24 protein-coding genes are annotated in these 23,905 nt (G+C 36.9%); 21 read left to right on the top strand and 3 right to left on the bottom strand.

The window, feature by feature from the left end:
- Nucleotides 1-72: 72 nt before the first annotated feature.
- The 10 genes from typA (at nt 73) to holA (ending at nt 10,140) form a co-directional block, all read left to right on the top strand.
- A complete protein-coding gene (gene typA / locus AC6UDA_RS04510) occupies nt 73-1,908 on the top strand; it encodes a translational GTPase TypA (RefSeq protein WP_500693905.1) in 1,836 nt (611 codons plus the stop codon).
- Nucleotides 1,909-2,021: 113 nt separating this feature from the next.
- A complete protein-coding gene (locus AC6UDA_RS04505; protein ID WP_500711100.1) occupies nt 2,022-3,194 on the top strand; it encodes an FtsW/RodA/SpoVE family cell cycle protein in 1,173 nt (390 codons plus the stop codon).
- Between the two features lie 9 nt (nt 3,195-3,203).
- Nucleotides 3,204-3,467: a YlbG family protein gene (locus AC6UDA_RS04500; RefSeq protein WP_500693903.1), complete on the top strand. Its 264-nt coding sequence runs from the start codon at nt 3,204-3,206 to the stop codon at nt 3,465-3,467.
- A 9-nt stretch (nt 3,468-3,476) separates the two neighbouring features.
- The gene (gene rsmD / locus AC6UDA_RS04495; protein ID WP_500711098.1) at nt 3,477-4,031 is read left to right on the top strand and encodes a 16S rRNA (guanine(966)-N(2))-methyltransferase RsmD; all 555 of its coding nucleotides are present in this window, start codon (nt 3,477-3,479) and stop codon (nt 4,029-4,031) included.
- 11 nt (nt 4,032-4,042) lie between these two features.
- Complete coding sequence (gene coaD / locus AC6UDA_RS04490) at nt 4,043-4,522, top strand: pantetheine-phosphate adenylyltransferase (RefSeq protein WP_500693901.1); 480 nt, start codon at nt 4,043-4,045, stop codon at nt 4,520-4,522.
- Nucleotides 4,519-5,574, top strand: coding sequence for a SepM family pheromone-processing serine protease (locus AC6UDA_RS04485; protein WP_500711096.1), 1,056 nt, complete (start codon nt 4,519-4,521; stop codon nt 5,572-5,574). The genes coaD and AC6UDA_RS04485 overlap by 4 nt, the downstream gene beginning before the upstream one ends.
- A gap of 42 nt (nt 5,575-5,616) precedes the next feature.
- Nucleotides 5,617-6,300: a helix-hairpin-helix domain-containing protein gene (locus tag AC6UDA_RS04480; RefSeq protein WP_500711094.1), complete on the top strand. Its 684-nt coding sequence runs from the start codon at nt 5,617-5,619 to the stop codon at nt 6,298-6,300.
- Between the two features lie 65 nt (nt 6,301-6,365).
- A complete protein-coding gene (locus AC6UDA_RS04475) occupies nt 6,366-6,851 on the top strand; it encodes a ComE operon protein 2 (RefSeq protein WP_500695550.1) in 486 nt (161 codons plus the stop codon).
- Between the two features lie 101 nt (nt 6,852-6,952).
- On the top strand, nt 6,953-9,109 hold the full coding sequence (locus AC6UDA_RS04470) for a DNA internalization-related competence protein ComEC/Rec2 (protein ID WP_500711092.1): 2,157 nt from the start codon (nt 6,953-6,955) through the stop codon (nt 9,107-9,109).
- The gene (gene holA, locus AC6UDA_RS04465; protein WP_500693896.1) at nt 9,106-10,140 is read left to right on the top strand and encodes a DNA polymerase III subunit delta; all 1,035 of its coding nucleotides are present in this window, start codon (nt 9,106-9,108) and stop codon (nt 10,138-10,140) included. Before AC6UDA_RS04470 ends, holA begins: the two co-directional genes overlap by 4 nt.
- Nucleotides 10,141-10,153: 13 nt before the next feature.
- Here the strand turns inward: holA and rpsT are convergent, their stop codons facing one another.
- Complete coding sequence (gene rpsT, locus AC6UDA_RS04460) at nt 10,154-10,417, bottom strand: 30S ribosomal protein S20 (protein WP_500695552.1); 264 nt, start codon at nt 10,415-10,417, stop codon at nt 10,154-10,156.
- A 236-nt stretch (nt 10,418-10,653) separates the two neighbouring features.
- Between rpsT and rpsO the strand changes: the two genes are divergently transcribed.
- The 7 genes from rpsO (at nt 10,654) to yihA (ending at nt 18,676) form a co-directional block, all read left to right on the top strand.
- Nucleotides 10,654-10,923 carry a 30S ribosomal protein S15 gene (rpsO, locus tag AC6UDA_RS04455; RefSeq protein ID WP_500693894.1) on the top strand — a complete coding sequence of 90 codons (270 nt, stop codon included), beginning with the start codon at nt 10,654-10,656 and terminating at the stop codon, nt 10,921-10,923.
- 172 nt (nt 10,924-11,095) lie between these two features.
- A complete protein-coding gene (locus tag AC6UDA_RS04450) occupies nt 11,096-12,814 on the top strand; it encodes a ribonuclease J (RefSeq protein WP_500711090.1) in 1,719 nt (572 codons plus the stop codon).
- Between the two features lie 52 nt (nt 12,815-12,866).
- Entirely contained in the window at nt 12,867-13,775 is a 909-nt protein-coding gene (locus tag AC6UDA_RS04445) for a hypothetical protein (protein ID WP_500711088.1), read from the top strand.
- Between the two features lie 178 nt (nt 13,776-13,953).
- Nucleotides 13,954-15,141, top strand: a complete 1,188-nt coding sequence (gene tuf / locus AC6UDA_RS04440) for an elongation factor Tu (RefSeq protein ID WP_500693891.1) — start codon at nt 13,954-13,956, stop codon at nt 15,139-15,141.
- 166 nt (nt 15,142-15,307) lie between these two features.
- On the top strand, nt 15,308-16,645 hold the full coding sequence (tig, locus tag AC6UDA_RS04435) for a trigger factor (protein WP_500711086.1): 1,338 nt from the start codon (nt 15,308-15,310) through the stop codon (nt 16,643-16,645).
- A gap of 143 nt (nt 16,646-16,788) precedes the next feature.
- Nucleotides 16,789-18,075 carry an ATP-dependent Clp protease ATP-binding subunit ClpX gene (clpX, locus tag AC6UDA_RS04430; RefSeq protein ID WP_500711084.1) on the top strand — a complete coding sequence of 429 codons (1,287 nt, stop codon included), beginning with the start codon at nt 16,789-16,791 and terminating at the stop codon, nt 18,073-18,075.
- Nucleotides 18,076-18,091: 16 nt separating this feature from the next.
- Entirely contained in the window at nt 18,092-18,676 is a 585-nt protein-coding gene (gene yihA, locus AC6UDA_RS04425; RefSeq protein WP_500693888.1) for a ribosome biogenesis GTP-binding protein YihA/YsxC, read from the top strand.
- A gap of 35 nt (nt 18,677-18,711) precedes the next feature.
- Here yihA and AC6UDA_RS04420 read toward each other — a convergent pair whose 3' ends face one another.
- Complete coding sequence (locus tag AC6UDA_RS04420) at nt 18,712-18,879, bottom strand: SPJ_0845 family protein (RefSeq protein WP_500695557.1); 168 nt, start codon at nt 18,877-18,879, stop codon at nt 18,712-18,714.
- 119 nt (nt 18,880-18,998) lie between these two features.
- Here AC6UDA_RS04420 and uvrC point away from each other — a divergent pair, with 119 nt between their 5' ends.
- Together uvrC and obgE are read left to right on the top strand one after the other, a co-directional pair.
- The gene (gene uvrC / locus AC6UDA_RS04415; protein WP_500711082.1) at nt 18,999-20,807 is read left to right on the top strand and encodes an excinuclease ABC subunit UvrC; all 1,809 of its coding nucleotides are present in this window, start codon (nt 18,999-19,001) and stop codon (nt 20,805-20,807) included.
- Between the two features lie 18 nt (nt 20,808-20,825).
- Nucleotides 20,826-22,130 (top strand): GTPase ObgE, encoded by a 1,305-nt coding sequence (gene obgE / locus AC6UDA_RS04410; protein ID WP_500699420.1) that lies wholly within the window; start codon nt 20,826-20,828, stop codon nt 22,128-22,130.
- Nucleotides 22,131-22,163: 33 nt separating this feature from the next.
- Here obgE and AC6UDA_RS04405 read toward each other — a convergent pair whose 3' ends face one another.
- A complete protein-coding gene (locus AC6UDA_RS04405; RefSeq protein WP_500693884.1) occupies nt 22,164-22,442 on the bottom strand; it encodes a hypothetical protein in 279 nt (92 codons plus the stop codon).
- A gap of 106 nt (nt 22,443-22,548) precedes the next feature.
- Here AC6UDA_RS04405 and rnz point away from each other — a divergent pair, with 106 nt between their 5' ends.
- Nucleotides 22,549-23,496, top strand: a complete 948-nt coding sequence (rnz, locus tag AC6UDA_RS04400; protein WP_500693883.1) for a ribonuclease Z — start codon at nt 22,549-22,551, stop codon at nt 23,494-23,496.
- Nucleotides 23,493-23,891 (top strand): LapA family protein, encoded by a 399-nt coding sequence (locus AC6UDA_RS04395; RefSeq protein WP_500693882.1) that lies wholly within the window; start codon nt 23,493-23,495, stop codon nt 23,889-23,891. Before rnz ends, AC6UDA_RS04395 begins: the two co-directional genes overlap by 4 nt.
- The last annotated feature ends 14 nt before the right edge of the window (nt 23,892-23,905 follow it).

Genomic DNA, 23,905 nt, shown 5'->3' with positions numbered 1-23,905 from the left:
TTTTATCGAAGTTGGGTTATTAACTTATCAAATTGCAAATTTTTGAATTGCTTTTTTGAGGAGGAAACATTTTTGAAAACAAGAGACGATATTAGAAACATTGCCATCATTGCCCATGTCGATCATGGTAAGACGACCTTGGTTAATGAATTATTAAAGCAATCTGACACATTGAATGATCACACTGAGATTCAAGATCGTGCGTTAGATTCTAACGCGATTGAACGTGAGCGTGGAATTACCATTCTGTCAAAAAATACTGCCGTTAAATATGGCGACAAACAAATTAACATTTTGGATACTCCAGGACATGCCGACTTTGGTGGAGAAGTTGAGCGTATCATGCGAATGGTTGATGGTGTCCTTTTGGTTGTTGATGCAGCCGAAGGAACAATGCCACAGACCCGTTTTGTTTTAAAGAAGGCTTTGGAACAACATTTGACTCCAATCGTTGTAATCAACAAAGTTGATAAGCCTGGTGCAAGACCTGAAGCAGTTGTTGATGAAGTTCTTGATTTATTCATTGAATTAGGTGCTGATGAAGAACAACTGGAATTCCCAGTTGTTTATGCCTCTGCTATGAACGGAACTTCAAGTTATGATCCTGACGTTTCAAAGCAGGAACACACTATGAAGCCGGTTTTTGATACCATTATCAAAAACATCCCTTCACCAATCGATAATTCAGACGATCCATTACAATTCCAAGTTGCAATGCTTGATTATAACGATTTCGTTGGTCGAATTGGGATTGGCCGTGTCTTCAGAGGTAAGATCAAGGTTGGGGATAATGTTGTTCTCATGAAACTTGATGGGAGCACTCAGAAGTTCCGTGTTACTAAATTGATGGGATTCATTGGTCTTCAAAAAGTTGAAATCAATGAGGCTAAGGCCGGAGATTTAATTGCTGTCTCTGGAATGGAAGACATTAACGTTGGTGAAACCGTTGTTAGCCCTGATAAGCAGGAACCACTTCCTGTTTTGAGAATTGACGAACCAACCCTTCGGATGACTTTTGGAACCAATACTTCACCATTTGTAGGTCAAGACGGGAAGTATCTGACTGCTCGTCAACTTGGCGATCGTCTGAAGAAGGAACTTCATACGGATGTTTCTCTTCGAGTTGAAGACACTGATGATCCAGGTGCTTGGGTTGTTTCTGGACGTGGGGAACTTCATCTTTCAATCTTGATTGAAACCTTGCGTCGTGAGGGTTATGAACTTCAAGTTTCTCGTCCTGAAGTTATTTATAAGGATGTTGACGGAGTTAAGTGTGAGCCATTTGAATCCGTTCAAATTGATACCCCAGAAGAATATTCTGGTTCAATCATTGATACCTTGTCACAACGTAAGGGTGAGATGAAAAACATGGAAAACGTTGGAAATGGTCAGGTTCGAATGACTTTCTTAGTTCCATCACGTGGGTTAATTGGATACAGCACCCAATTCTTGTCATTGACTCGTGGATACGGAATTATGAACCATTCATTCAGTCAATACCTTCCAGCTATCAAAAATTGGAATCCTGGTCGTCGTAATGGGACCTTGGTTTCAATTAATTCCGGTAAAGTGACTACTTATGCCATCATGGCTGTCCAAGACCGTGGTAAGATTTTCACTGATCCTGGTACCGATGTTTATGAAGGTATGATTGTTGGTGAAAACGCACGAGATAATGACATTTCGGTTAATATTACCCGTGGCCGTAATCAGACCAACGTTCGTGCGGCTGGATCCGAAGATATTGCGAAGGTTAAGGAACCAGTTCATATGACCCTTGAAGAATCACTTGAATTCTTAAATGAGGATGAACTTTGTGAGGTTACTCCGGATCATATCAGATTGAGAAAGAGAATTTTAAATACTAATGAACGTGAAAAGGCAGCTAAGAAGCGTCGTCACAATTAATTAAAATAATTAAGACTATTTAACCATTGCTAAATAGTCTTTTTTTATTTGGTGATACTAGTATAATGAGAGGTATTAATTCATGGATTTTACATATTCAGTTGGAGATTAATATGATTAAATACTTAAAACAGCTAGACTGGTACATTATGGTACCGTACCTATTACTGAGTTTGATTGGAATTGTCATGGTCTTTTCATCTAGTGAAGGGCTAAGCGCTCATACTAATATGGCGTTTCGTTATCTGATTCTGCAATCGATATTTGTGTTTGTTGGTTTTATTGTTCTGTTGTTTTTTTCAAGGCTAAGAAGTAAATTGCTTGAGGGTAACTTAAAGTTCTATGTGTTAGCAATGGTTTTTATGGCCGTTGTTTTAGTGTTTTTGAAGTTTTTTGGTACTAGTACGAATGGGGCAGCCGGATGGATCAGAATTGGACCAGTTAGTATTCAACCGGCTGAATTTTGTAAGCCGTTATTCATCTTGTATTACGCAAATGTTTTAGCACACGAAAGACCATTCTTTAAGAACGTTGGGTTATTTAAAGAGTTTAGAACTGTTTCTAAGCCAAGCCTACTTCCAATTATCATGCTCGTTTTAATTTTCTTCCAACCTGATACCGGTGGTTTTGCAATTAACTTATTCATTATTTTACTGATGATTCTGGCAGCCGGAAGTAACTTTAAGGCTTCAAGAATTTGGATTGTTGTAATTGGCATCTTTATTTTAGGTTTTAGGATTTGGATTAAACCCTTTGATGGAATTTTAGATCATCTTCATAGTTACCAGTTTCAACGATTAATTAGTTTTTCCGACCCCTTTAAGTACATTCAGACTACCGGGCATCAATTGGTAAATTCTTATTATGCAATTAGTAACGGTGGTTGGTTTGGTGTCGGGATTGGTAACGGTATTCAAAAGATGGGTTACTTGTCAGAGCCAAATACTGATTTTATAATTGCAGTTATTGGCGAAGAACTTGGGATCGTTGGTATTTTAGTCGTTTTGGGACTCTTGTTGTATCTCGTTTTAAGAATTATCGCAGTTGGCAGTCGAACTAACGATACTTTTTATAGTACGATTTGTTATGGAACTGCTGCCTACATTTTTATTCAGACTCTATTCAATGCTGGTGGTGCGGTTGGTATGATTCCTTTAACTGGAGTTGCACTTCCATTTATCAGTTACGGGGGTTCAAGTATAACGGCACTTTCCATTTGTCTTGGACTAGTCCTTTATATTAGTAGAGTAGAAAAAAGAGAACGTAGTAATAAAAAAGTGAAGTAAGGTGAAATCATGGCCAAATTAACTGACCGAACGGAATTGATTGTTTCAACATACTCGATTCGTCAAATTAAAAACCTAAAGAGATTTGGTGATATTCGATTTGTATCGAAAAAGATGCATTATGTTATTATTTTTGTTGATAGTTCTGATTTAGATACGACTATCCAAGAAATTAGTAAACTTAGGTTTGTTAAAAAGGTTGGTGTCTCTAAAACCGTTGACTTGGCACTTACTTTTGGTGAGATTAATGCTGAAAATAACGTTGAAGAGTAGGAAACAAAAATGAGAATAATTTCAGGAAAATTTGGAGGACGTAAAATTAAACCAGTCCCTGGGAATCGGACGCGCCCAACAACCGACAAAGTGCGAGAAGCGTTATTTAACATGATCGGACCATACTTTGATGGCGGTAGTTTTCTGGATTTATATGCCGGATCAGGAGCCGTCTCCCTTGAGGCCATTTCTAGGGGAATGGATCATGCCGTTTTAGTTGATAAACAGTATGCTGCGTATAAAACTATTAAACAGAACGTTGCGATTGATCCGAATGCTGCTGATTTTTCTGTGTGGAAGATGAATGCCGAATCAGCACTGGTTAAATTGAGAGAAGAAGGTCATTTCTTTGACTATATTTTCTTGGATCCCCCATATAAAAAGCAACAGATGGTTAAACAACTAGAAGAAATTAGCAATAGTGGTTTGTTAAGTCATAATGGGATGGTAATCTGTGAGACTGACAATCAAACTGATATGTCTGATGATGTTAAAAACTATCGCCTCATTAAACAAAAAGATTATGGTTTAACGGTGATATCAATCTATCAAATTTTAATATAAAGGGAAAAATTATGAAAAAAGCCATTTATCCGGGTAGCTTTGACCCCATTACCAATGGACATTTGAATATTATTAAGCGAGCAACGCAACTATTTGACGAAGTTGTCGTTGCCATTGGCGACAATTCGAGTAAAGTGGGGTTGTTTACCCCTAAAGAACGGAAAGAAATGGTTGAAACGTGTGTGGCTGGCTATTCAAACGTTACTGTTAAGGTCTATTCTAATTTAACGGTTGATTTCTTAAAAGCAGAACATGCCAATATCCTGATCCGAGGGATTCGGGATACTAAAGACTTTGAAAACGAACAGGAAATTGCTAGTTTAAACCAAATGTTGGATTCGCAAATTGAGACCGTGTTGTTGTTTGCCAACCATGATTATGAATTGATTTCGTCTTCAATGGTTAAAGAGATTAATCATTTTGGTGGAGATGTATCAAAATTTGTTCCTAACGTTGTGTGTGAGGCATTAAAGGAGAAGAGAAATCAGTGAAGACAATCTGGAAATGGATTAAACATAACCGATATTTTTTGATTTTCCTAGGGATCATTATTTTTATATTGTGGTTCCTTTTTTGGCCGCTTAATGCTTTGATTGAAGCGCCTGGTGAAGCCGTTAACATTCAACCAATGGTTAAAATTCAAGGAATTAAACCAAATAAGAAGAATAAGTTTATGATCACTGCAGTTTCAATGTCGCAGGCTAGACCAATCACTTACTTGTATTCAAAAGTGAATCCCCATGTTTCAATTGAGAAAACGTCAGATGTGATGGGAAATCAAAGTAATCAAGAGTATGATAACGTACAAGATATTTATATGAAGACGGCTATCAATAATGCAATTTATGTTGGCTACCACAAAGCTCATGGTAAGATTAAGCAAAGTTATCATGGTGTGTATGTATTAAACGTTTATCCGCAATCCGATTTCGCCAATAAATTGAAGCCTGGTGATTTGGTTGAATCAATAAATGGAAAAAAATTATATAAGGGTCCCGAATATGTAAGGTACATTCAAAGTTTACCCAAGCATGCGCAACTTAAAATTACTTTTAAACGGAATGGAAAAGATAAACAGGCGATCGGCACAAAGAAACAACTGGTCAAGGGGTTTTATGGGATTGGAATCGGAATGATTGATGATATGAGTGTTAAAACTGATCCTAAGGCCAATATTAACCCAGGAAAAATTGGTGGACCCTCTGGTGGTCTGATGTTTGCCCTGCAAGTATATAGTGAATTAAAACATACGAATTACGATTACAAACGAATTGCAGGAACTGGGACGATTGCCGCCAATGGTCAAGTGGGCGAAATTGGTGGAGTGGATAAGAAAATAATTGCTGCTAATAAGAGTGGCGCACAGGTTTTCTTTTGTCCATACGTTAAACCGACTGAGCCAATTTTAAGAATGGAGCAAGGTCATAAGACTAATTACCAAGTGGCTAAAGCAACTGCCAAAAGGTATGCCCCTAAAATGAAAATTGTTCCGGTCACATCTTTTGATGAAGCTTTGAATTATTTAAATCAAAAACACAGCTAAAAGCTGTGTTTTTTTCGTATTTAAATGTGAAAGGAGAGAAAGATGGATAAGCTATATGAATTTATTGAGGAATACAAGTTCAGAATTATTGGAGGATTGATAATTATTGTGGTTGGACTGCTGGGATATTGTGTTTTTGCATCTCAAAATAGTAGCGGGCAGGCACCACGTACTAATTTGCAAACAACAGCCAAAGCAAATCGCAGAAAAAACGTTACTAAATCAACCGCAGAGAATTCGGCAGGCAATGGGAATGATGATCACCAACAAGTGTATGTTGATGTAAAGGGAGCAGTTAATAAACCAGGAGTTTATCAGGTTGGTAAAAACATGCGTGTTTCTGATGCAGTTGAATTAGCAGGTGGTTTTAATCGTTCAGCGGATGCTAAACACATTAATTTGGCGCAAAAATTGTCTGATCAACAGGTTGTTTATGTCCCAATTCGTGGAGAAATTAATGGATTACCAAAGACCAATCAAGTTGCTAGTGATTCATCAGGCAATTCGGCTGGAAGTGATAAGGGTTCTGATAGCGGAAAGGTTAATATTAATGAAGCAGATAAAGCTAAACTTCAACAGCTAAATGGGATTGGTGATAAGAAGGCTGATAAAATAATTGCTTATCGGAAACAAAGTGGCCCATTTAAAAAGCCTGAGGACTTGAAAAACGTTCCTGGATTTGGTGATAAGACCGTTGCAAATTTGAAAAGTTCGATTACTGTTTGAAGCAACTGTGATAGATAAATATTGGTATACTAGATTTAACTATTCTAGTGAAGGTGATGACAGTTATGAAAAAGAAAAGGATTCCGTGGGACCAATATTTCATGTTGCAAGCGATGTTAGTTGCGTCCAGAAGCACATGCAATCGACGATCTGTCGGTGCGGTATTGGTGCGAAATAAGCGAGTAATTGCTTGTGGATATAACGGTTCAGTATCAGGAGACGTCCATTGTATTGACGAAGGGTGTTATTTAGTAGATGGTCATTGTCAAAGAACAATCCACGCCGAGATGAATGCCATTCTACAATGTGCTAAGTTTGGTGAGTCAACTGATAATGCTGAGTTATACGTCACTGATGTACCTTGTTTGCAGTGTACAAAGATGTTACTTCAGGCCGGGATCATTAAAATCAAGTATTTAAGAAATTATCATAACAGTGAGTATGCTAAAAAGTTATTGGACATGAAACATGTCTCTTTAGAAAAAGTTGATGTTAATCAAAATGATGTTAATAATCTACCGTTTGAATCATTCTTATCCGTCGATAAATAATTAAAAAGAATTTTTTGGTTTTTACATCCATTTTGTGGGTGCTTGGTGCATTCGCATTTTTTGGAAATCACGTAATTGGAATTGTTTTATTAATTTTATGGTTGATTCGTATCTTTCTTTTAAGAATTCCCCGTTTCTTTTCAAAAAGTGTCATCTCACTGCTAATTCCACTGATATTTTTTGGAATTTGGCAAAATCACATTAACCGACAAGTTAGGGTGATACCTAAGACAGAAACGACTTCGACTTGGATAGCTAAGGTCCATCCAGATGAATTACAGCTTCATGGAGATACGTATAGTGGAGTTGTAGAAATTCCCCGGCTAAAACAGCGGGTATTAATTTATGGGTTTGTAAAAAATAAGAGTGAAAAAGATGCTTTGCTTCATCTTAATCACACCAGCGAATTTATTATTGATGGCCAACTTAGTTTGATTGATTCACCACCCAATTTTGCTCAATTTGACTCCAAGAGTTTTAATCGCGCTAAGGGAATTGTGAGTGAAATTAAATGTGATCAAATTAAATACCGTCAGATTTGTAGCAATCAAGGTTTAGGTGATCGGGTTCACGACTTAAGGTTTCAAATGATTAAAACGTGTGATCAATTACCTAAACATCTACGGATGTACGTTTTGGGTATCATTTATGGAAGTCGGAGTAGTGATTTTAGAGAAGAACTGACCGGGGTCCAACGCTTGGGCCTCATCCACTTATTCACAATTTCGGGGATGCACGTTTATTATTTAATTGGTTTGATTACGTGGATTATGACGACTTTGCGATTGAGAAGGGAGCAGGTTAATTCATTCTTAATCATTTTTCTTCCATTTTACTTTGTAATTGCTGGTGCAGGAGCTAGTTTACTTCGGGCAATTATAATGGCCGAAGAACGCTTGGGTCTAGATAAAGTGTATCTTGACATATCTCCCTTAGATATCTGGTCCAGTGCGGTGATGATCAACTTGCTGATTAATCCATTGTTTATTTTTCAGTTTGGGTGTCAGCTTTCATATTTATTATCACTTGGGTTAATCCTGACGAAAAACTGTGGGTTTTTAAAACAAACTATCCTACTTAACTTAATTAGTTTACCGATTATTTTGTATCATATGTATGAATGGCATGCATTATCTTTGTTTGCCAATCTGTTATTTGTCCCTTTCTTTTCAACCTTTATATTTCCGATTGTGTTAATTGGATATTTGCTGTCATTTTTAAAATTTGATTTGATTGTTTCATTAATTGATACAACCTTAAAGACATTTGACCAGCTTTTAAATTTTCTTTCAAGGCTTCCAGGAAATTTGGTGATCGGGAAACTAAACGTATGGATCGTTTTATTAATGGTAATAATTTCTTTACTACTCATTGAAAAAGTAACTATGAAGCGAATGATTCTTTTAGTGTTATTTTTTAGCATTGGTTTTGTGATGATTCATTTTCCAATGAATGGAGAAGTTGATGCATTTGATGTTGGTCAAGGGGATAGTTTTCTTGTTAGAGAGCCATTTAATCGTTCGATTACGTTGATTGACACTGGCGGAAAGCCTAATTTCTTTGGCAAACAGAAGCGGGCCAAAATTTATCAAGCCAATGATACTTCAATCCAATATTTAAAAAGCATTGGGATTTCAAAACTTGATAATGTTTGTTTAAGTCATCAAGATGCTGATCATGTTGGTGATTTGCCGGCCTTCTTAAGTAAAATGAAGGTTGATCGGGTTTATGTTCCGTGGGGGATGACTAATAATCAAAGCTTTTTAAGGCGAATTAGACCGTATCAAGGACAGTTTCAGTTGCTTGATGCCAAGACTGGAAATCGAATTAAAAATTCCCCATTTCAAGTTGTTCATCCGATGAAAAGTGGGTCTGGTGAAAATCAAGATTCCATGGTACTTTTTGGTAAAATTGGCGGTTTGAAGTGGATTTTTATGGGTGATTTGAACCGAGAGGAAGAACTTAAGATTATCCAAAAATATCCTGATTTGCGAGTTGATGTGATCAAGCTAGGTCATCACGGAAGTAAGACTTCATCCGATCCTAGATTTATCAGGGCAATTAATCCTAAAGTTGCTCTGATATCTGCGGGTCGTCATAATCGTTATAATCATCCAAATCAGGAAACTATTGATACAATGAACCAACAACATGTTGCAATTATCAGTACCAAAAAGAATGGTATGATTAGATATAAGTTCAAAAATAATAACAAAATTGGAAAATTTGAAACAAAGTGGAAGGTGGCACGTCGTTGAGTGTCGTAGAACAAGTTAATCAGATTGATAGTGATCCTAAATCAATTTATTTAATCCTTGGAAATGATGATTATTGGATCGATATAATTCAAAAGAAACTAAAGTCTCTGATCCCAAATGATGAACGGACAATGAATTTTGCTACTTATGATATGGAAGAAACATCGCTTTCCGTTGCACTAAATGATGCGATGTCAATTCCCTTTTTTGGAAAAAAACGACTAGTCTTCATTAAGAATCCATATTTTTTAACCGGTGAAAAAAATAAAAGCAAAACCGTTCATCATTCAGAAGAACTCATAAATTATTTGAAGAATGCTCCTGATGAAACAACTCTAGCTTTTTTTGCTCCATACCAAAAGTTAGATGCTAGAAAAAAAGTTAGCAAGGAGCTTTTAAAACGTGCGGAAGTAATCGACTTAAATCGGTTTTCTGAAAGGGAAATTAAGCAGTTAGTGCAAAGTAAGATTAAGAACAGTGGATATTCGATCGATCGAAATGCACTTGAAGAACTTCTTTCTCGAACTTCGGGTAATTTGGCTAGTGTTATGAATGAATTAGATAAACTCTTTTTATACAAAATCAATGATAAAAAAATAACGCTTGATGCGGTCGATTCGTTAGTATCAAAATCGATGGATCAAAACGTTTTTGATTTAATTAATTATTTAATGAGTGGTAAAACAACGCAAGCAATCGAGTTTTATCATGATTTAATTTCTCAGAAGCATGAGCCAATTCAAATCAATGCAATTTTAGTTAGTCAGTTCAGATTATTACTGCAAGTTAAAATTTTAGATTATTTTGGCTATAGTCAGGGGAATTTAGCAAGTTCTTTACGGGTCCACCCGTATCGAGTAAAGTTAGCAATCAGGAACAATCGCAAGTATCCTAGAGAATATCTACGAGATGCATATATTAGTTTGGTAGAAATTGAAGAGCAACTGAAAAGTACGAGTATTGATCCAGAATTGTTGTTTGAAATGTTTGCCGTTAAACTAAATCAGAGTATAAAAAAAGAATCCGATTAATCGGATTCTTTTTTTAGTTGTCGTTTTTAGCAAGTTTATTTGCTAAATGAGACTTCTTACGGTTAGCGTTATTAGCTTTGATAAGACCCTTAGATTTTGCATGGTCAATTGCTGCAACAGCACTGCGGTATACACTATCTAAATCATCGGCACCAGAAGCTTCAGCTTTTTCGAATTTTTTGATTGCACTTCTCATTTCGTTCTTTTGAGATGCGTTTTTCTTTCTAGCTTCTTCGTTAGTTCGCATACGTTCGATAGCAGATTTAATTACTGGCATTAAGTTCACCTCCACCTTGTGAAATAAATTCAATTATTCACATCTTTTGACGTTCTTAATTATACAAAATCCATTGATTAATTGCAATAGCACCAAAAACAAGACTAATTTTTTAATGATAACTTGAATAACGCTTTCTTTTAGGTTATATTAAATAAGTAACTTAATCTTAGTTTTGCGAGTCACTGACGTATTACTCAGATTGAGGGATTAGATTAGAAAGGTGGAATGTAATAATGGCTTTAACTAAAGAACAAAAGAACGATATTATTAAAAAGTTTGCTCAACACGATGGTGACACGGGTTCGACAGAAGTACAAATTGCTGTACTGACTGCTGATATTAATGAAATTAATGGACACATGAAGACCCACAAAAAGGATTTTCATTCACAACGTGGACTTATGAAGAAGATCGGTCACAGAAGAAATCTTCTTGCTTACTTACGTAACAATGATGTACAAAGTTATCGTAAATTAATCAAGGAATTAGGATTACGTCGTTAATCTTGATTTTAATAGGGCGGATTTTTTCCGCTCTTTTTTTATACATAAATAATTTAGTGCTTAATATAAATATGTTACACTGTTAACAGATATCATGAGCGCTTAGAGGCCAAGCTTCGCATAAAATAGTTAATTTTAATCGTAAGTAATTTTTTGAGAGGAACAAGTAATTATGAAAAAGAACATCAAAATCATTCCACTGGGTGGAGTGAGAGAAAATGGCAAGGATCTTTATGCCATTGAAATTAATGATAATAGTATTTTTATTTTGGATTGTGGACTAAAATACCCTCAAAACGAAATGTTAGGAATTGATTTTGTAATCCCAGATTTTTCGTATTTAAGGGATAACGCCGATAAAATTGTCGGGGTTTTTCTTACCCACGGTCACGCAGATGCAATTGGTGCACTTCCATATTTTTTAAGTGAATTTAACGTTCCCGTGTTTGGAACGGAGTTAACGATTGGTTTGGCAAAGTTGGCGGTTGCCGATAATAAGAAGACTAAGAAATTTAATGATTTTCACGTCATTAATAGTAAAAGCGAAATTGTATTTGAGGATGGCACGGTTAGTTTCTTTGATACCACTCATTCAATTCCTGACTCAGTTGGGATCGTGATTAGTACTGAACTCGGAAACATTGTTTATACTGGTGATTTTAAGTTTGATCAGACTGCTGCTGACGGGTACAAAACGGATTATTCAGCTCTTACTGATATTGGTAAAGAACACGTGTTGGCACTTTTAAGTGACTCAAGAAATGCTGACAATCCGGAAGAGAGTACTGACGAGAAAGAGATCAGAGACTATCTCTATGAAACCTTCCACTATCAGAAGGGTCGTGTGATCGTTGCCTGTCTTGCTAATAATATTTTAAGAATTCAAGAAGTATTAAACGCTGCGTCTAAGTCAGGTAGGAGAGTTTATCTAACCAGCAAGGGTCTAGAAGAGGTTATTGATACTGCGTTGAAACTTGGCAAGTTAACGTTACCTTCTGACGATTTGTTTATTGAATCTGCAAAAGAGTTAGAGCAAATGAATCCGCATGAAGTTTTGATTCTACAAACCGGTAAGAACGGTGAACCAATGGAATCACTTCAAAGAATGGCTGATAACCGAGACAGAGACGTTGATATTCAGCCAGGTGACCTGGTCTTGATTGCTACCAGTCCATCCCGTGCAATGGACACTCCATGGGCTAAGACTCGCGATATGATCTATAAAGCTGGTGGAGAGGTCATGAGCATTGCTGATGAAAAGAATATTTCAGGGGATGCCAGCAAGCATGATCTTCAACTGCTCCTTAATTTAATTCATCCTGATTACTTAATTCCAATCCAAGGTGAGTATCGATTAATGGAAGCACAAAAAGAGCTAGCTGAGGAAGTTGGGATAAAACCATCACACGTTATTTTACCGGCTAAAGGTGATGTAATTGAGTTTGATGGTGAAAACATGTTTTTGTCAGAAGCTGTCCCAGCTTCTGACACCATGATTGATGGAATTGGTGTCGGAGACATTGGAAACATTGTATTACGAGATCGAAAAGTGTTATCGGAAGATGGTGTCTTCGTGGCAGTTGTTACTATCGACCGCAAGAAGAAAAAAATTATTTCAGAGCCCAAAATCATGGCTCGGGGATTTGTTTACGTTAATTCTGATAAATCCTTGCTTAAAGAAGCAGCTGATATTGTATCTGAAGCGGTCCAGAATAACCTTAATAACAAGGAGTTTGACTGGGGTCATTTAAAACAAGATGTTAGAGAAGACCTTGGACAATTTCTATACAAAAAGACTGGGAGAAGACCAGTGATTCTTCCAGTTATTATGGAAGTCAATCAACACCATAGAAGAAAAAAAGCTAACAATAAAAACGATCAAGAAGACTAAAGAAGTTGAGCCCCGGCTCAATTTTTTTGTTTTCTTATGTGAGGATAATAGATTGAATGATCATCAAAAGGCAAGATTAAAAAAAGCACAAACAGACTTTAGGCAAAAACATTATCAGAAAAGTTCACAGGAATTGTTGGCTTTGTATGATGAAGTTGACGATTACAATGTGATTGATTTGTTGGGACACTCGCTCTTTAATGAAAAAAAGTACGTTGAATCATATCAATTATTAGAAGATAACTTTAATTATTTTGTTGAAAATGACGTTAAATTATTAATAAATATTTACTTAAAAAACCGGAAGTTTATCCCATTACGAATAATTGTTGATTCAATTGATGTATTAGATAAGGATGATGTCAAAAGCAAAATCGAATCTTTAGAGAGAATCAATGACTCTGAGCAAGCTGAATCTAACCGGGCTAACTTGAAGCATTTTATGCACATGGGTGGACAAACGGGAATCAAGCAGCGCGACATAATGGAAAAGGCTGAAGAACTCCCGTATAAGCAATATTTGAAGGGTGCACAGTTTAACCTAGTAGATCCAGACGTCAATCCGGTATGGAGAAATCAGTTACTTAATAATTTAGCTAAGTTAAAGTATGATAAACCAGTTAAATATATTTGGATGGATGGAAAAACGTATACTTTAACACCATCACATCTTGTTGATGAATTGGATTCTAGTGCGTATCAAGCAATGCAAAAGGAAATTAGGGAACGCTATGGACAAAATGATCCAATTCGTTATCAGCAAATTTCTAACGCGGCCGAATATGATGCTCAGATTTTGTATCCGTTTATTGATGATGTGATTAAGGAACCTGATGAATGGGTAACCGCTATTCATCGGCATATCATTAATCCGAATATGGTAGTGGATGATGAAAAAATGAAATCAATTGATCATTGGTTAGTGAAAATTGATAAAATCATGAATTTATTACTAAAGTAATTTAAGAAATTGTCTATATCTGGTTTACAAATAATTTGTCAGTGGATATAATATGAAAGTGAATTCCCAAAAAAGTGACAATTTTGCCTTTTAGGGGAAATGTAGTATAATTAATAATAAAGAGACATTGGCGTTTTGCTGATGTTTATCTTACGAAAATGACAGGAGGGTTTCATAAATGGCAAAAGAACATTATGAAAGAACAAAGCCCCACGTTAATATTGGTACTATCGGCCATATTGACCACGGGAAGACTACTTTAACTGCAGCAATCACTAAAGTATTATCAGAAAAAGGCTTGGCTAAGGCTGAAGACTTTGCTGATATCGATGCTGCACCAGAAGAGAAGGAACGTGGTATTACTATTAATACTGCCCACGTTGAATACGAAACTGAAAAGCGTCATTATGCACATATTGACGCCCCAGGACATGCTGACTACGTTAAGAACATGATCACTGGTGCTGCCCAAATGGATGGTGCCATTCTTGTTGTTGCCGCAACTGATGGTCCTATGCCACAAACTCGTGAACACATTTTGCTTGCTAGACAAGTTGGTGTTGACCACATTGTTGTCTTCTTGAACAAGACTGACATGGTTGATGACGACGAATTGATCGACTTAGTTGAAATGGAAATTCGTGAGTTGCTTTCAGAATATGGTTACAATGGTGACGATGTTCCGGTTGTTCGTGGTTCAGCTTTGAAAGCACTTCAGGGTGACAAAGAACAAGAAGAAAACATCATGAAATTAATGGATGTTGTTGATGAATACATCCCAACTCCAGAACGTGATGACGACAAGCCATTCTTAATGCCTGTTGAAGATGTATTTACCATCACTGGTCGTGGAACTGTTGCTTCTGGTCGTATTGACCGTGGTAGCATCAAAGTCGGCGACGAAGTTGAAATTGTTGGTTTAGTTCCTGACACATTGAAGACTACTGTTACTGGTCTTGAAATGTTCAGAAAGACTCTTGACAAGGGTGAAGCCGGTGACAACATCGGTGCATTACTTCGTGGTATTGATCGTGACCAAGTTGTTCGTGGACAAGTTCTTGCAGCACCTGGTTCAATTCAAACCCACAAGAAGTTCACTGGTCAAGTTTATATCTTAACCAAAGAAGAAGGTGGACGTCATACTCCATTCTTCTCAAACTATCGTCCTCAATTCTACTTCCACACCACTGATGTTACTGGTGTTATCGAATTAGACAAGGGAACTGAAATGGTAATGCCTGGAGACAACGTTACTTTCCACGTTGACTTAACTAAGCCAGTTGCCATTGAAAAGGGTACTAAGTTCACTATTCGTGAAGGTGGACATACCGTTGGTGCCGGTGTTGTTACCGAAATCGATGATTAATTAGTATTTTTATTTAGAGATTGAAGACAATGTCTTCAATCTCTTTTTTATTGCTATGGCCGTTTTAGCGTCGCTGTTTACTTTTGAGGACGCTTAAGTTAGAATATTACTTGAATACTATTACTTGGAAAAGTGTGTAAATATTTTTCATGTTGGAGGAAATGTTATGGCAGATTGGAAGAAAAAAGGTACCAATGATGGGGAATTAACTTTTGAAATTGGTCTTGATAAGATTAAAGAAGGATTAGATCGAGCTTTCAAAAAGAATAAGAAAAATATTAAAGTTCCTGGATTCCGTAAGGGTAAAGTTTCAAGACAAGTATTTAACCAAATGTATGGTGAAGAAGCTTTATACCAAGATGCTTTGAATTTGTTATTACCAGATGCTTACAGTGAAGCAATTAAAGACGCTGGCATTGAACCCGTTGGTCAACCTGACGTTAGTGTTGATTCAATTGAAAAAGGGAAGCCTTGGGTCTTAAAGGCTACTGTTAGTGTCAAACCTGATGTTAAACTTGGTCAATACAAAGGACTAAGCGTTCCAAAGGAAAGTACTCGAGTTTACAAGAAAGACGTTGATGCTAAGATTGATAAAATGCGTCAATCTCAAGCTGAACTTGTTCTAGTTGATCGTCCTGCCAAAAAAGGTGACACTGTTACCATTGATTTTGAGGGATTTGTTGATGGCAAGCCTTTTGAAGGTGGAAAAGCAAATAACTATTCTCTTGAACTTGGTTCAGGATCATTCATTCCAGGATTTGAAGATCAATTGATTGGAAAAAAGGCTGGCGATGATGTCGAAGTAAAAGTTACCTTCCCTAAGGATTATCAAGAAAAGTCACTAGCTGGCAAAGAAGCTACCTTTAAGGTTAAACTCCATGAAGTTAAAGAGAAACAACTTCCTAAGCTTGATGATAACTTTGCTAAAGATGTTGATGAAGATGTTGATACACTTTCTGAATTGGAAGACAAAGTTAAAAAAGAACTTAAGGAACAAAAAGAATCAGCCGCTCACGATGCCAAGGAAAATACGGCTATTAGTGAAGCAGTAGATAATGCTACTGTTAAAGATATTCCAGAAGTTATGATTAATGATGACGTTCAACGTCAAATGGACCAGTACTTAGCTGGAATGCAGCAGCAGGGTATTAACGCTGAAATGTACTACAAACTCACTGGTACTAAGCCAGAGGACTTAAAGAAGCAATTTGCTGATGGTGCAGATCGTCGAGTTAAAACTAATTTGGTCTTAGAAGCAATTGTTAAAGCTGAAAAGATTGATCCTAGTGAAGAAGACATTCAAAAAGAAGTTAGCAACCTTGCTAAACAATACGGAATGGAAGAAACAGCCGTTCGTAATGCATTATCTGATGACATGTTAAAACATGATATTGGTATTCAAAAAGCCGTTGACATTGTGGTTGACAGTGCTAAAGAAGAACCAAAATCAACTGCCAAGAAGGCTTCTGAAAAGAAGGATTCCAGTAAAGAAAATAAGAAATAATTTATACAAGATGGGATCCGCTTGTTAGAGCGGGTCTTTTTTTGTAGAGCAAATTATTTTAAAAGGTTCTATTAGTATGGTATAGTTTCAAATTGCAGGCAACGAGACGAATTAACAACGAATTAACAAAAAGGAGAGATACCATGTATGATGATTCAAATCAAAATGAGACCATTACTTGCTCCTTTTGTGGAAAGTCACAGGACCAAGTAAAAAAAATTGTTGCTGGACCCGGTGTATATATTTGTAATGAATGTATCGATTTGTGTGAACAGATCATGAGTGATGAATTAAACAAGACCGATGCTGAAGACATCAATGTGCTTACTCCAAGTGAAATTGTTAAAAAACTTGATGAGTATGTGATTGGTCAAGATGAAGCCAAAAAAACGCTAGCGGTGGCTGTCTTTAATCATTATATGAGAATTAAGGCTTTGAATGATTCTGAAGATGATGATGAAAGTGAAGATGGTAACCAAGAACGACATGCTTATGATGATGCTCAGATTCAGAAAAGTAATATTGCGATGATTGGACCAACTGGATCGGGGAAGACTTATCTGGCCCAAACGCTTGCTAAAATTTTAAACGTTCCCTTTGCAATTGCTGACGCTACGACGTTGACTGAAGCTGGATATGTTGGAGAAGATGTTGAAAATATTCTTTTGAAACTCTTACAGAACGCTGACTATGACGTTGATCGGGCTGAAAAGGGAATCATTTATATTGACGAGATTGATAAAATTGCTAAAAAAGCCGAAAATGTTTCAATCACAAGAGATGTATCTGGTGAAGGAGTCCAACAGGCTCTTTTAAAGATTTTAGAGGGAACGACCGCTAATGTTCCACCAAAGGGTGGTAGAAAGAACCCAAGCCAAGAGTTTATTAAGATTAATACGAAGAATATTCTGTTTATTGTTGGTGGGGCTTTTGATGGAATTCAAGATATTGTTAGACGACGCTTAGGTGATAAAACAATTGGTTTTGGGGTTGATAATCATGAGACCCAAGACGTTGCTGATGAAGATATTATGCAAAAAGTAATTCCTGAGGACCTGATGAATTTTGGATTAATTCCAGAGTTTATCGGTCGTCTTCCAATTTTGACTGCTTTGAATAAGTTAAGCGAAAATGATCTGGTCAAAATTCTGACTCAACCTAAAAATGCGTTAGTAAAACAATACCAAAAGCTTTTATCACTCGAGGGTGTCCAACTTAAATTTGAAGACGCTGCACTTAAGGCCATGGCAAAAAAAGCCATTGCTAGAAATACGGGTGCTCGTGGTCTTCGTTCTATGATTGAAAGTGTGATGAGAGATATCATGTATTCACTTCCAAGTCGTGATGACGTTAAAGAAGTGATTGTTACCCCAGATTCAGTAAATAGTGGTAAAGAACCAAAGATGGTCTTAAAAAGCGGAACAAAGTAATTAAACGGAGATAATAATGGACGTAAATGATGTTGAACTTGTAATGAGTGCAGTTGATCCCAAACAGTATCCCACTACTGGATATCCAGAAATTGGCTTTTTGGGTCGATCTAACGTCGGCAAGTCTTCACTAACGAATGTGTTGATTAACCGAAAGGATTACGCTCATACGTCTGGTCAACCTGGAAAAACTCAAACTTTGAATTTTTATCGCGTTAACGATGAACTCTACTTTGTTGACGTTCCAGGATATGGGTACGCGAAGGTTTCTAAAACGGAACGGGAAAAATGGGCTCAAATGATTGAGACTTATCTAACGCAACGTGAACAGCTCCGGGGAGTGATCAATTTAATTGATGGTAGACACGCCCCGAGTGAGTACGATATTCAGATGCGTGATTGGTTAGAGTATTATGGAATTCCCGTGCTTTATGTAGCGACTAAGGTTGATAAAATTCCTAAAAGTAAAATCAAGAAACAAGAACAGACGTTGCGAAAAGGGCTGGAGCTTGAAGCAGATGAACCGTTGATAATGTTCTCTGCTAAAACCAAGGTCGGAGCAGATCAAATTTGGAACTGGATTGAGCAACAAATTAAGTAATAAAAAATCAGCTGTGAGAGCAGCTGATTTTGTGTTTATTTGGTTTTGTCTTGATCTAATATTTTATTCTTTTTTGATTCGCGCTGGTCTTCTTTGTTTTTATGATTCAAAAACTTGGTACGGTTAGGATCTTTCGGATTCTCTTTAGCGAATTTACTGAACATGGCATCAAGATCTTCATTTCTTCTAATTTTTAGTCCCATATCGATCGCTCCTTTAAACTCATCATAGCAAAAAAATCATTTCATGTCAGTTTGTTATACAAACTGTAACTAATTCATTATAATTGTAACAGTAGTATTTATCGGAAAGGAGGGAGTTTATGGCATCTGATTTAATTGAACGAAAATTAACGTTACTTCCGGATCAACCCGGTTGTTACATTATGAAAGATAAAGATGGCAAAATTATTTATATTGGTAAGGCAAAAAACCTAAAGAATCGAGTTCGCTCTTATTTCAAGAGTACTCAGTATGGGAGACGAGCCAAATTAGTGCGAAACATTGCTGATTTTGAGACAATCATTACTTCAAATGACAAAGAAGCATTTTTACTTGAAATCACTTTGATTCAGAAGCATCGGCCTTATTATAACGTTCGTTTAAAGCAAGGACACAGTGGGTATCCTTACATTAAAATTACTAATGAACGTGATCCCCGAATGTTGATTACTAATACCGTTAAAAATGATGGTGGATATTATTTTGGACCATATCCAAACGTCTATGCTGCAGATGAAACCTTGAATTTCTTACAAAAGATGTATCCACTCAGACGTTGTAATGGGTATCAAAAACGAGCTTGTTTGTACTACCACATGGGACAGTGCTTGGGGGCTTGCTTTAAGAAAGTACCTAAGTCAGAGTACGATGCTCAAATCAAGAAAATCAAGTCATTTTTAAACGGTAGTGTGGGACCTGCTAGACAACTACTGACTAAACGAATGAATACGGCATCAAATAACATGGAGTATGAGCGGGCAGCTGAATTGCGCGATCAACTGCATTACATTGATGCGACCGTTGAGAAACAAAAAATCATTTCACATGACAATACCCCACGAGATGTGTTTAATTTTTATGCTGATAAGGGATGGCTTTCTGTACAAGTTTTCTTTATTCGGCAGGCACGTTTAATGAAACGTGAGAAAAAATTGTTTCCGATTATCAGTACCGCCAATGAAGAGATGACTAGCTATATTGTTCAATTTTATAACGATTCTGATCGGATTCCACCCAAAGAAATTTTGGTACCTAACTCAATCGACCATGATGTTCTTTCGAAGATGATCGGAGTGCCAGTTAGAACCCCTCAACGTGGCCAGAAGAAAGCCCTTTTGGACATGGCAGAGCATAATGCGCGATTGGTTTTAAACGAACAGTTTAAGTTAATGGAAATGGATCGTAAAAAGACTACCGGAGCAATGGATGAATTGGGCGACGTTTTAGGAATTGGTCATCTCGGACGAGTCGAAGCTTTTGATCATTCTCATATTTCGGGTGCTGATTTGGTTTCTGCTATGGTAGTATTTGAAGATGGGAAACCGAATAAGAAGAAGTACCGAAAATATAAGTTAAGAACCGTTGATCATGCCGATGAAGCAGCCAGCACGCGCGAAGTGATTAGAAGGCGCTACACACGTTTATTAAAGGAACACGCTGAAATGCCAGATTTGATCCTAATGGACGGAGGCGAGATTCAGATGAATGCCGTTACCGATGTTTTGGAAAATGAACTTAATCTGCACATTCCAGTAGCTGGAATGGTGAAAAATGAGAAACATAAGACGGCTGATTTGCTTTACGGAAGTAATGATCATCACGTTAATTTAAATCCGAAAAGTCAGGCCTTTTATCTAGTCCAAAGGGTTCAAGATGAAGTGCATCGCTTTGCAATTAACTATCATCATCAACTCCATAATAAGAATTCGATGACTTCTAGATTAGATAGTATTAAGGGAGTGGGACCCAAAACTAGAAATAAACTTTTGCGAAAATTCGGTTCCACCAAAAACATTGCAGATGCTAGTGTCGAAGACATTCAAGCAGTCGGTATTTCAAAGAAAGTTGCTCAGACGGTAAAATTGACCTTTGAGAACGTTGCACCAGTGGCCAAGATGATGAAAAACTAATATGAAAATGGAGAAATTATGTTTGTAGATCAAGTAAAATTTAAAGTTAAGGCCGGTAAAGGTGGAGACGGAATGGTCGGATTTCGTCGGGAAAAATATGTACCAAATGGTGGACCTTCTGGTGGTGATGGTGGCCATGGTGGTAATGTTGTTTTCAAAGTTGATACTGGAATGTCAACTTTAATGGATTTTAAGTATAAAAAACAATTTAAAGCCAAAAACGGTGGGAATGGTGCTAACAAAAAGATGACGGGTGCAAGTGCACCGGATTTGGTAGTACATGTCCCCGATGGCACCACGATTTATAACTCAGAGACCGGCGAGCCAATTGCGGATTTGACTAAAGCAAACGATGAAGTTGTAGTTGTAAAGGGTGGTCGTGGAGGAAGAGGAAACGTTCACTTTGCCACCCCTAAAAATTCTGCGCCAGAAATTGCTGAAAATGGGGAACCAGGTCAAGAAATGGAGATCGAACTTCAGTTAAGGTTATTAGCTGATGTTGGTTTAGTCGGTTTTCCATCGGCTGGTAAATCCACGTTATTAAGTGCAATTACTTCATCAAAACCAAAAGTAGCTCAATACCACTTTACGACCATTGTTCCTAATCTGGGGATTGTACGAAATCATGATGGAAGTGACTTTGTGATTGCTGATTTGCCTGGACTGATTGAGGGAGCTTCCAAGGGTGTGGGATTAGGTTTTGAATTTTTAAGACACATTCAAAGAACTCGAGTTATCCTTCATGTTGTTGATATGAGTGGAGTTGAGGGACGTGATCCGTATGATGACTATGAAAAAATCAATCATGAACTGGCTAATTTTGATAAAAGTCTTTTGAAACGTCCCCAAATCATCATTGCTTCTAAAATGGATATGCCGGATTCGGCTGAAAATCTTAAGTTGTTTAAACGTGAATTAGCTGAACATAATGACCACGTTAATGGCAAAATTATTCCCATTTCTTCCATTACTCATTCAGGGCTTAATGATCTCATTCGAGAAACGAGTAGTGAACTTGATAAGGCACCAAAGTTTCCAATTGTGGGTGCTAACGAGCTTAATGATTCTAAGGAAGTCATTTACCGTCCCGATGAGGATGAAAAGCCGTTTACTTTGACAAAAGATGAAGATGGAACTTGGGTTCTGTCTGGACATCAGATTGAACGAGTAATTCAAATGGCCAATACTGAACATGAACAAGGTGTGTTAAGATTAGCTCGAAAATTACGTGGAATGGGTGTTGATCAAGCACTACGGGATGCCGGCGCTAAGAATGGCGATCTGGTATCAATTTCGGACTTTACCTTTTCATATGTTGAATAATATAAAAGACGATACTTGTGGTATCGTCTTTTATTATCCAAAAATAAGCTCATCATTTTTTAAACGATAACCGAATAGTTTTGGAGTTTCAATTGTTTTACAAAAAAGTGATAGATGATCATCAAGTTCTCTTGTCCGGGTATTAAATTGATTCAAGGTTAGTGACCGTTTGTTTTTGCTTGGTACTAATAAAATTTTATTTTGCGAAAATTCAATGTCAAAAACTGGTAAAATAACCTTATTAATTTCAACGTATATTTTATATGAATTATTTAAATCTTCGGATGAGACGTAAAATTCGTTTAATCTCAAAGTTATCACCTAGATTCAGCTTATTATTGCTAATGTGGTATGCTACAATTGTATAGTAATTCTTCACGAGTGTAAAAATTTGAGTGTCAAAAAGGAACGATAGGATATGCAATTAGAGTTTTTTGGAACTGGTGCGGGAGTTCCTGGTAAGTTTCGAAACGTTTCTAGTGTCGCTTTAAGATTGTTGGATGAGATTAATTCCGTGTGGTTGTTTGATGCGGGGGAAGGTACTCAACAACAAATCTTGCGATCAACGTTAAAACCGCGAAAAATTAATAAGATTTTTATTACCCACCTTCATGGTGATCATATCTATGGTCTTCCGGGATTATTATCAAGTCGTTCGTTTCAAGGCGGAGATGATCCGGTTACCATTTATGGCCCCTTTGGAATCAAAAATTACGTTCAGACTAGTTTGCAAGTGACGCAGACTAAGTTAGGGTATAAAATAAAATACGTAGAGCTGGACCAGCCTGGTAAGATTTTTGACGGTAAAAAGTTTACAGTTTATGCGGAAAAGCTTGATCATCAAGTTCAAAGTTGGGGTTTTCGAATTGTTGAACATGATCATCCGGGTGAACTGCTTGTTGATAAATTGCAGGAGGATAATATTCCGTCTGGTCCACTGTACGGAAAGCTTAAGGAAGGTAAGACGGTTAAACTTAGTGACGGGAGAGTCATTAATGGCAAGGACTACATTGGTAATTCCCAAAAGGGGAGAATTGTTACCATTTTAGGGGATACGAGAAAAGTTGGTACCATCAATAAGTTAGCGCAAAATGCTGACATTTTAGTTCATGAAAGTACTTTTGGAAAGGGCGAAGCAAAATTAGCTCACAATTACTATCATTCTACGAACATCCAGGCTGCTAATACCGCCAGGGATGCCAACGTAAAACGATTATTATTAACGCACATTTCTGCAAGGTATACTGCTAAAATGGCTCATGAGTTACAGAGGCAGGCTCAACAAGTTTTTCCAAATACCAAGGTAGTTAAAGATTTTGATTTTATTGATATTCCCTTTAATAAGGGAGAGGAGAATGCCCAATGAAAAAGCAAGTTTCAATGATTTTAAGCATGGTCTTGATTGTGATTGTCGCTATTTTTGTTTTGTTAAATATGGGAAGTGCGGAAATTAACTTTGGTTTTACGACGGTTAAAATGCCGTTAATCTTAGTCTTATTATTGACATTACTAATTGGGGCTTTAATCATGTTTTTATTATCAATGATCAGTTCATTTAAAAATGGTTCCAAACGGAAAAAAGAAAATCGTGATTCACAGAAAACCATTGATGGATTAAAGGGACAAATTAATGATTTAAATAAACAAATTGATTCTCTAAAGATGCAGTTAAAGAATTCAATTAGTAAACAAAAGGTTAATCAAGATAATCGAAACGTTGAAGATGTAATTAATAAACAGCAAAAGGACAACGAAAAATAGTGAAAAGAGGATCC

Source organism: Fructilactobacillus sp. X8R4C1 (assembly GCF_059900905.1).
Note: the sequence above shows the minus strand (reverse complement) of the source record. Positions and strands in the feature narration are given on the sequence as shown.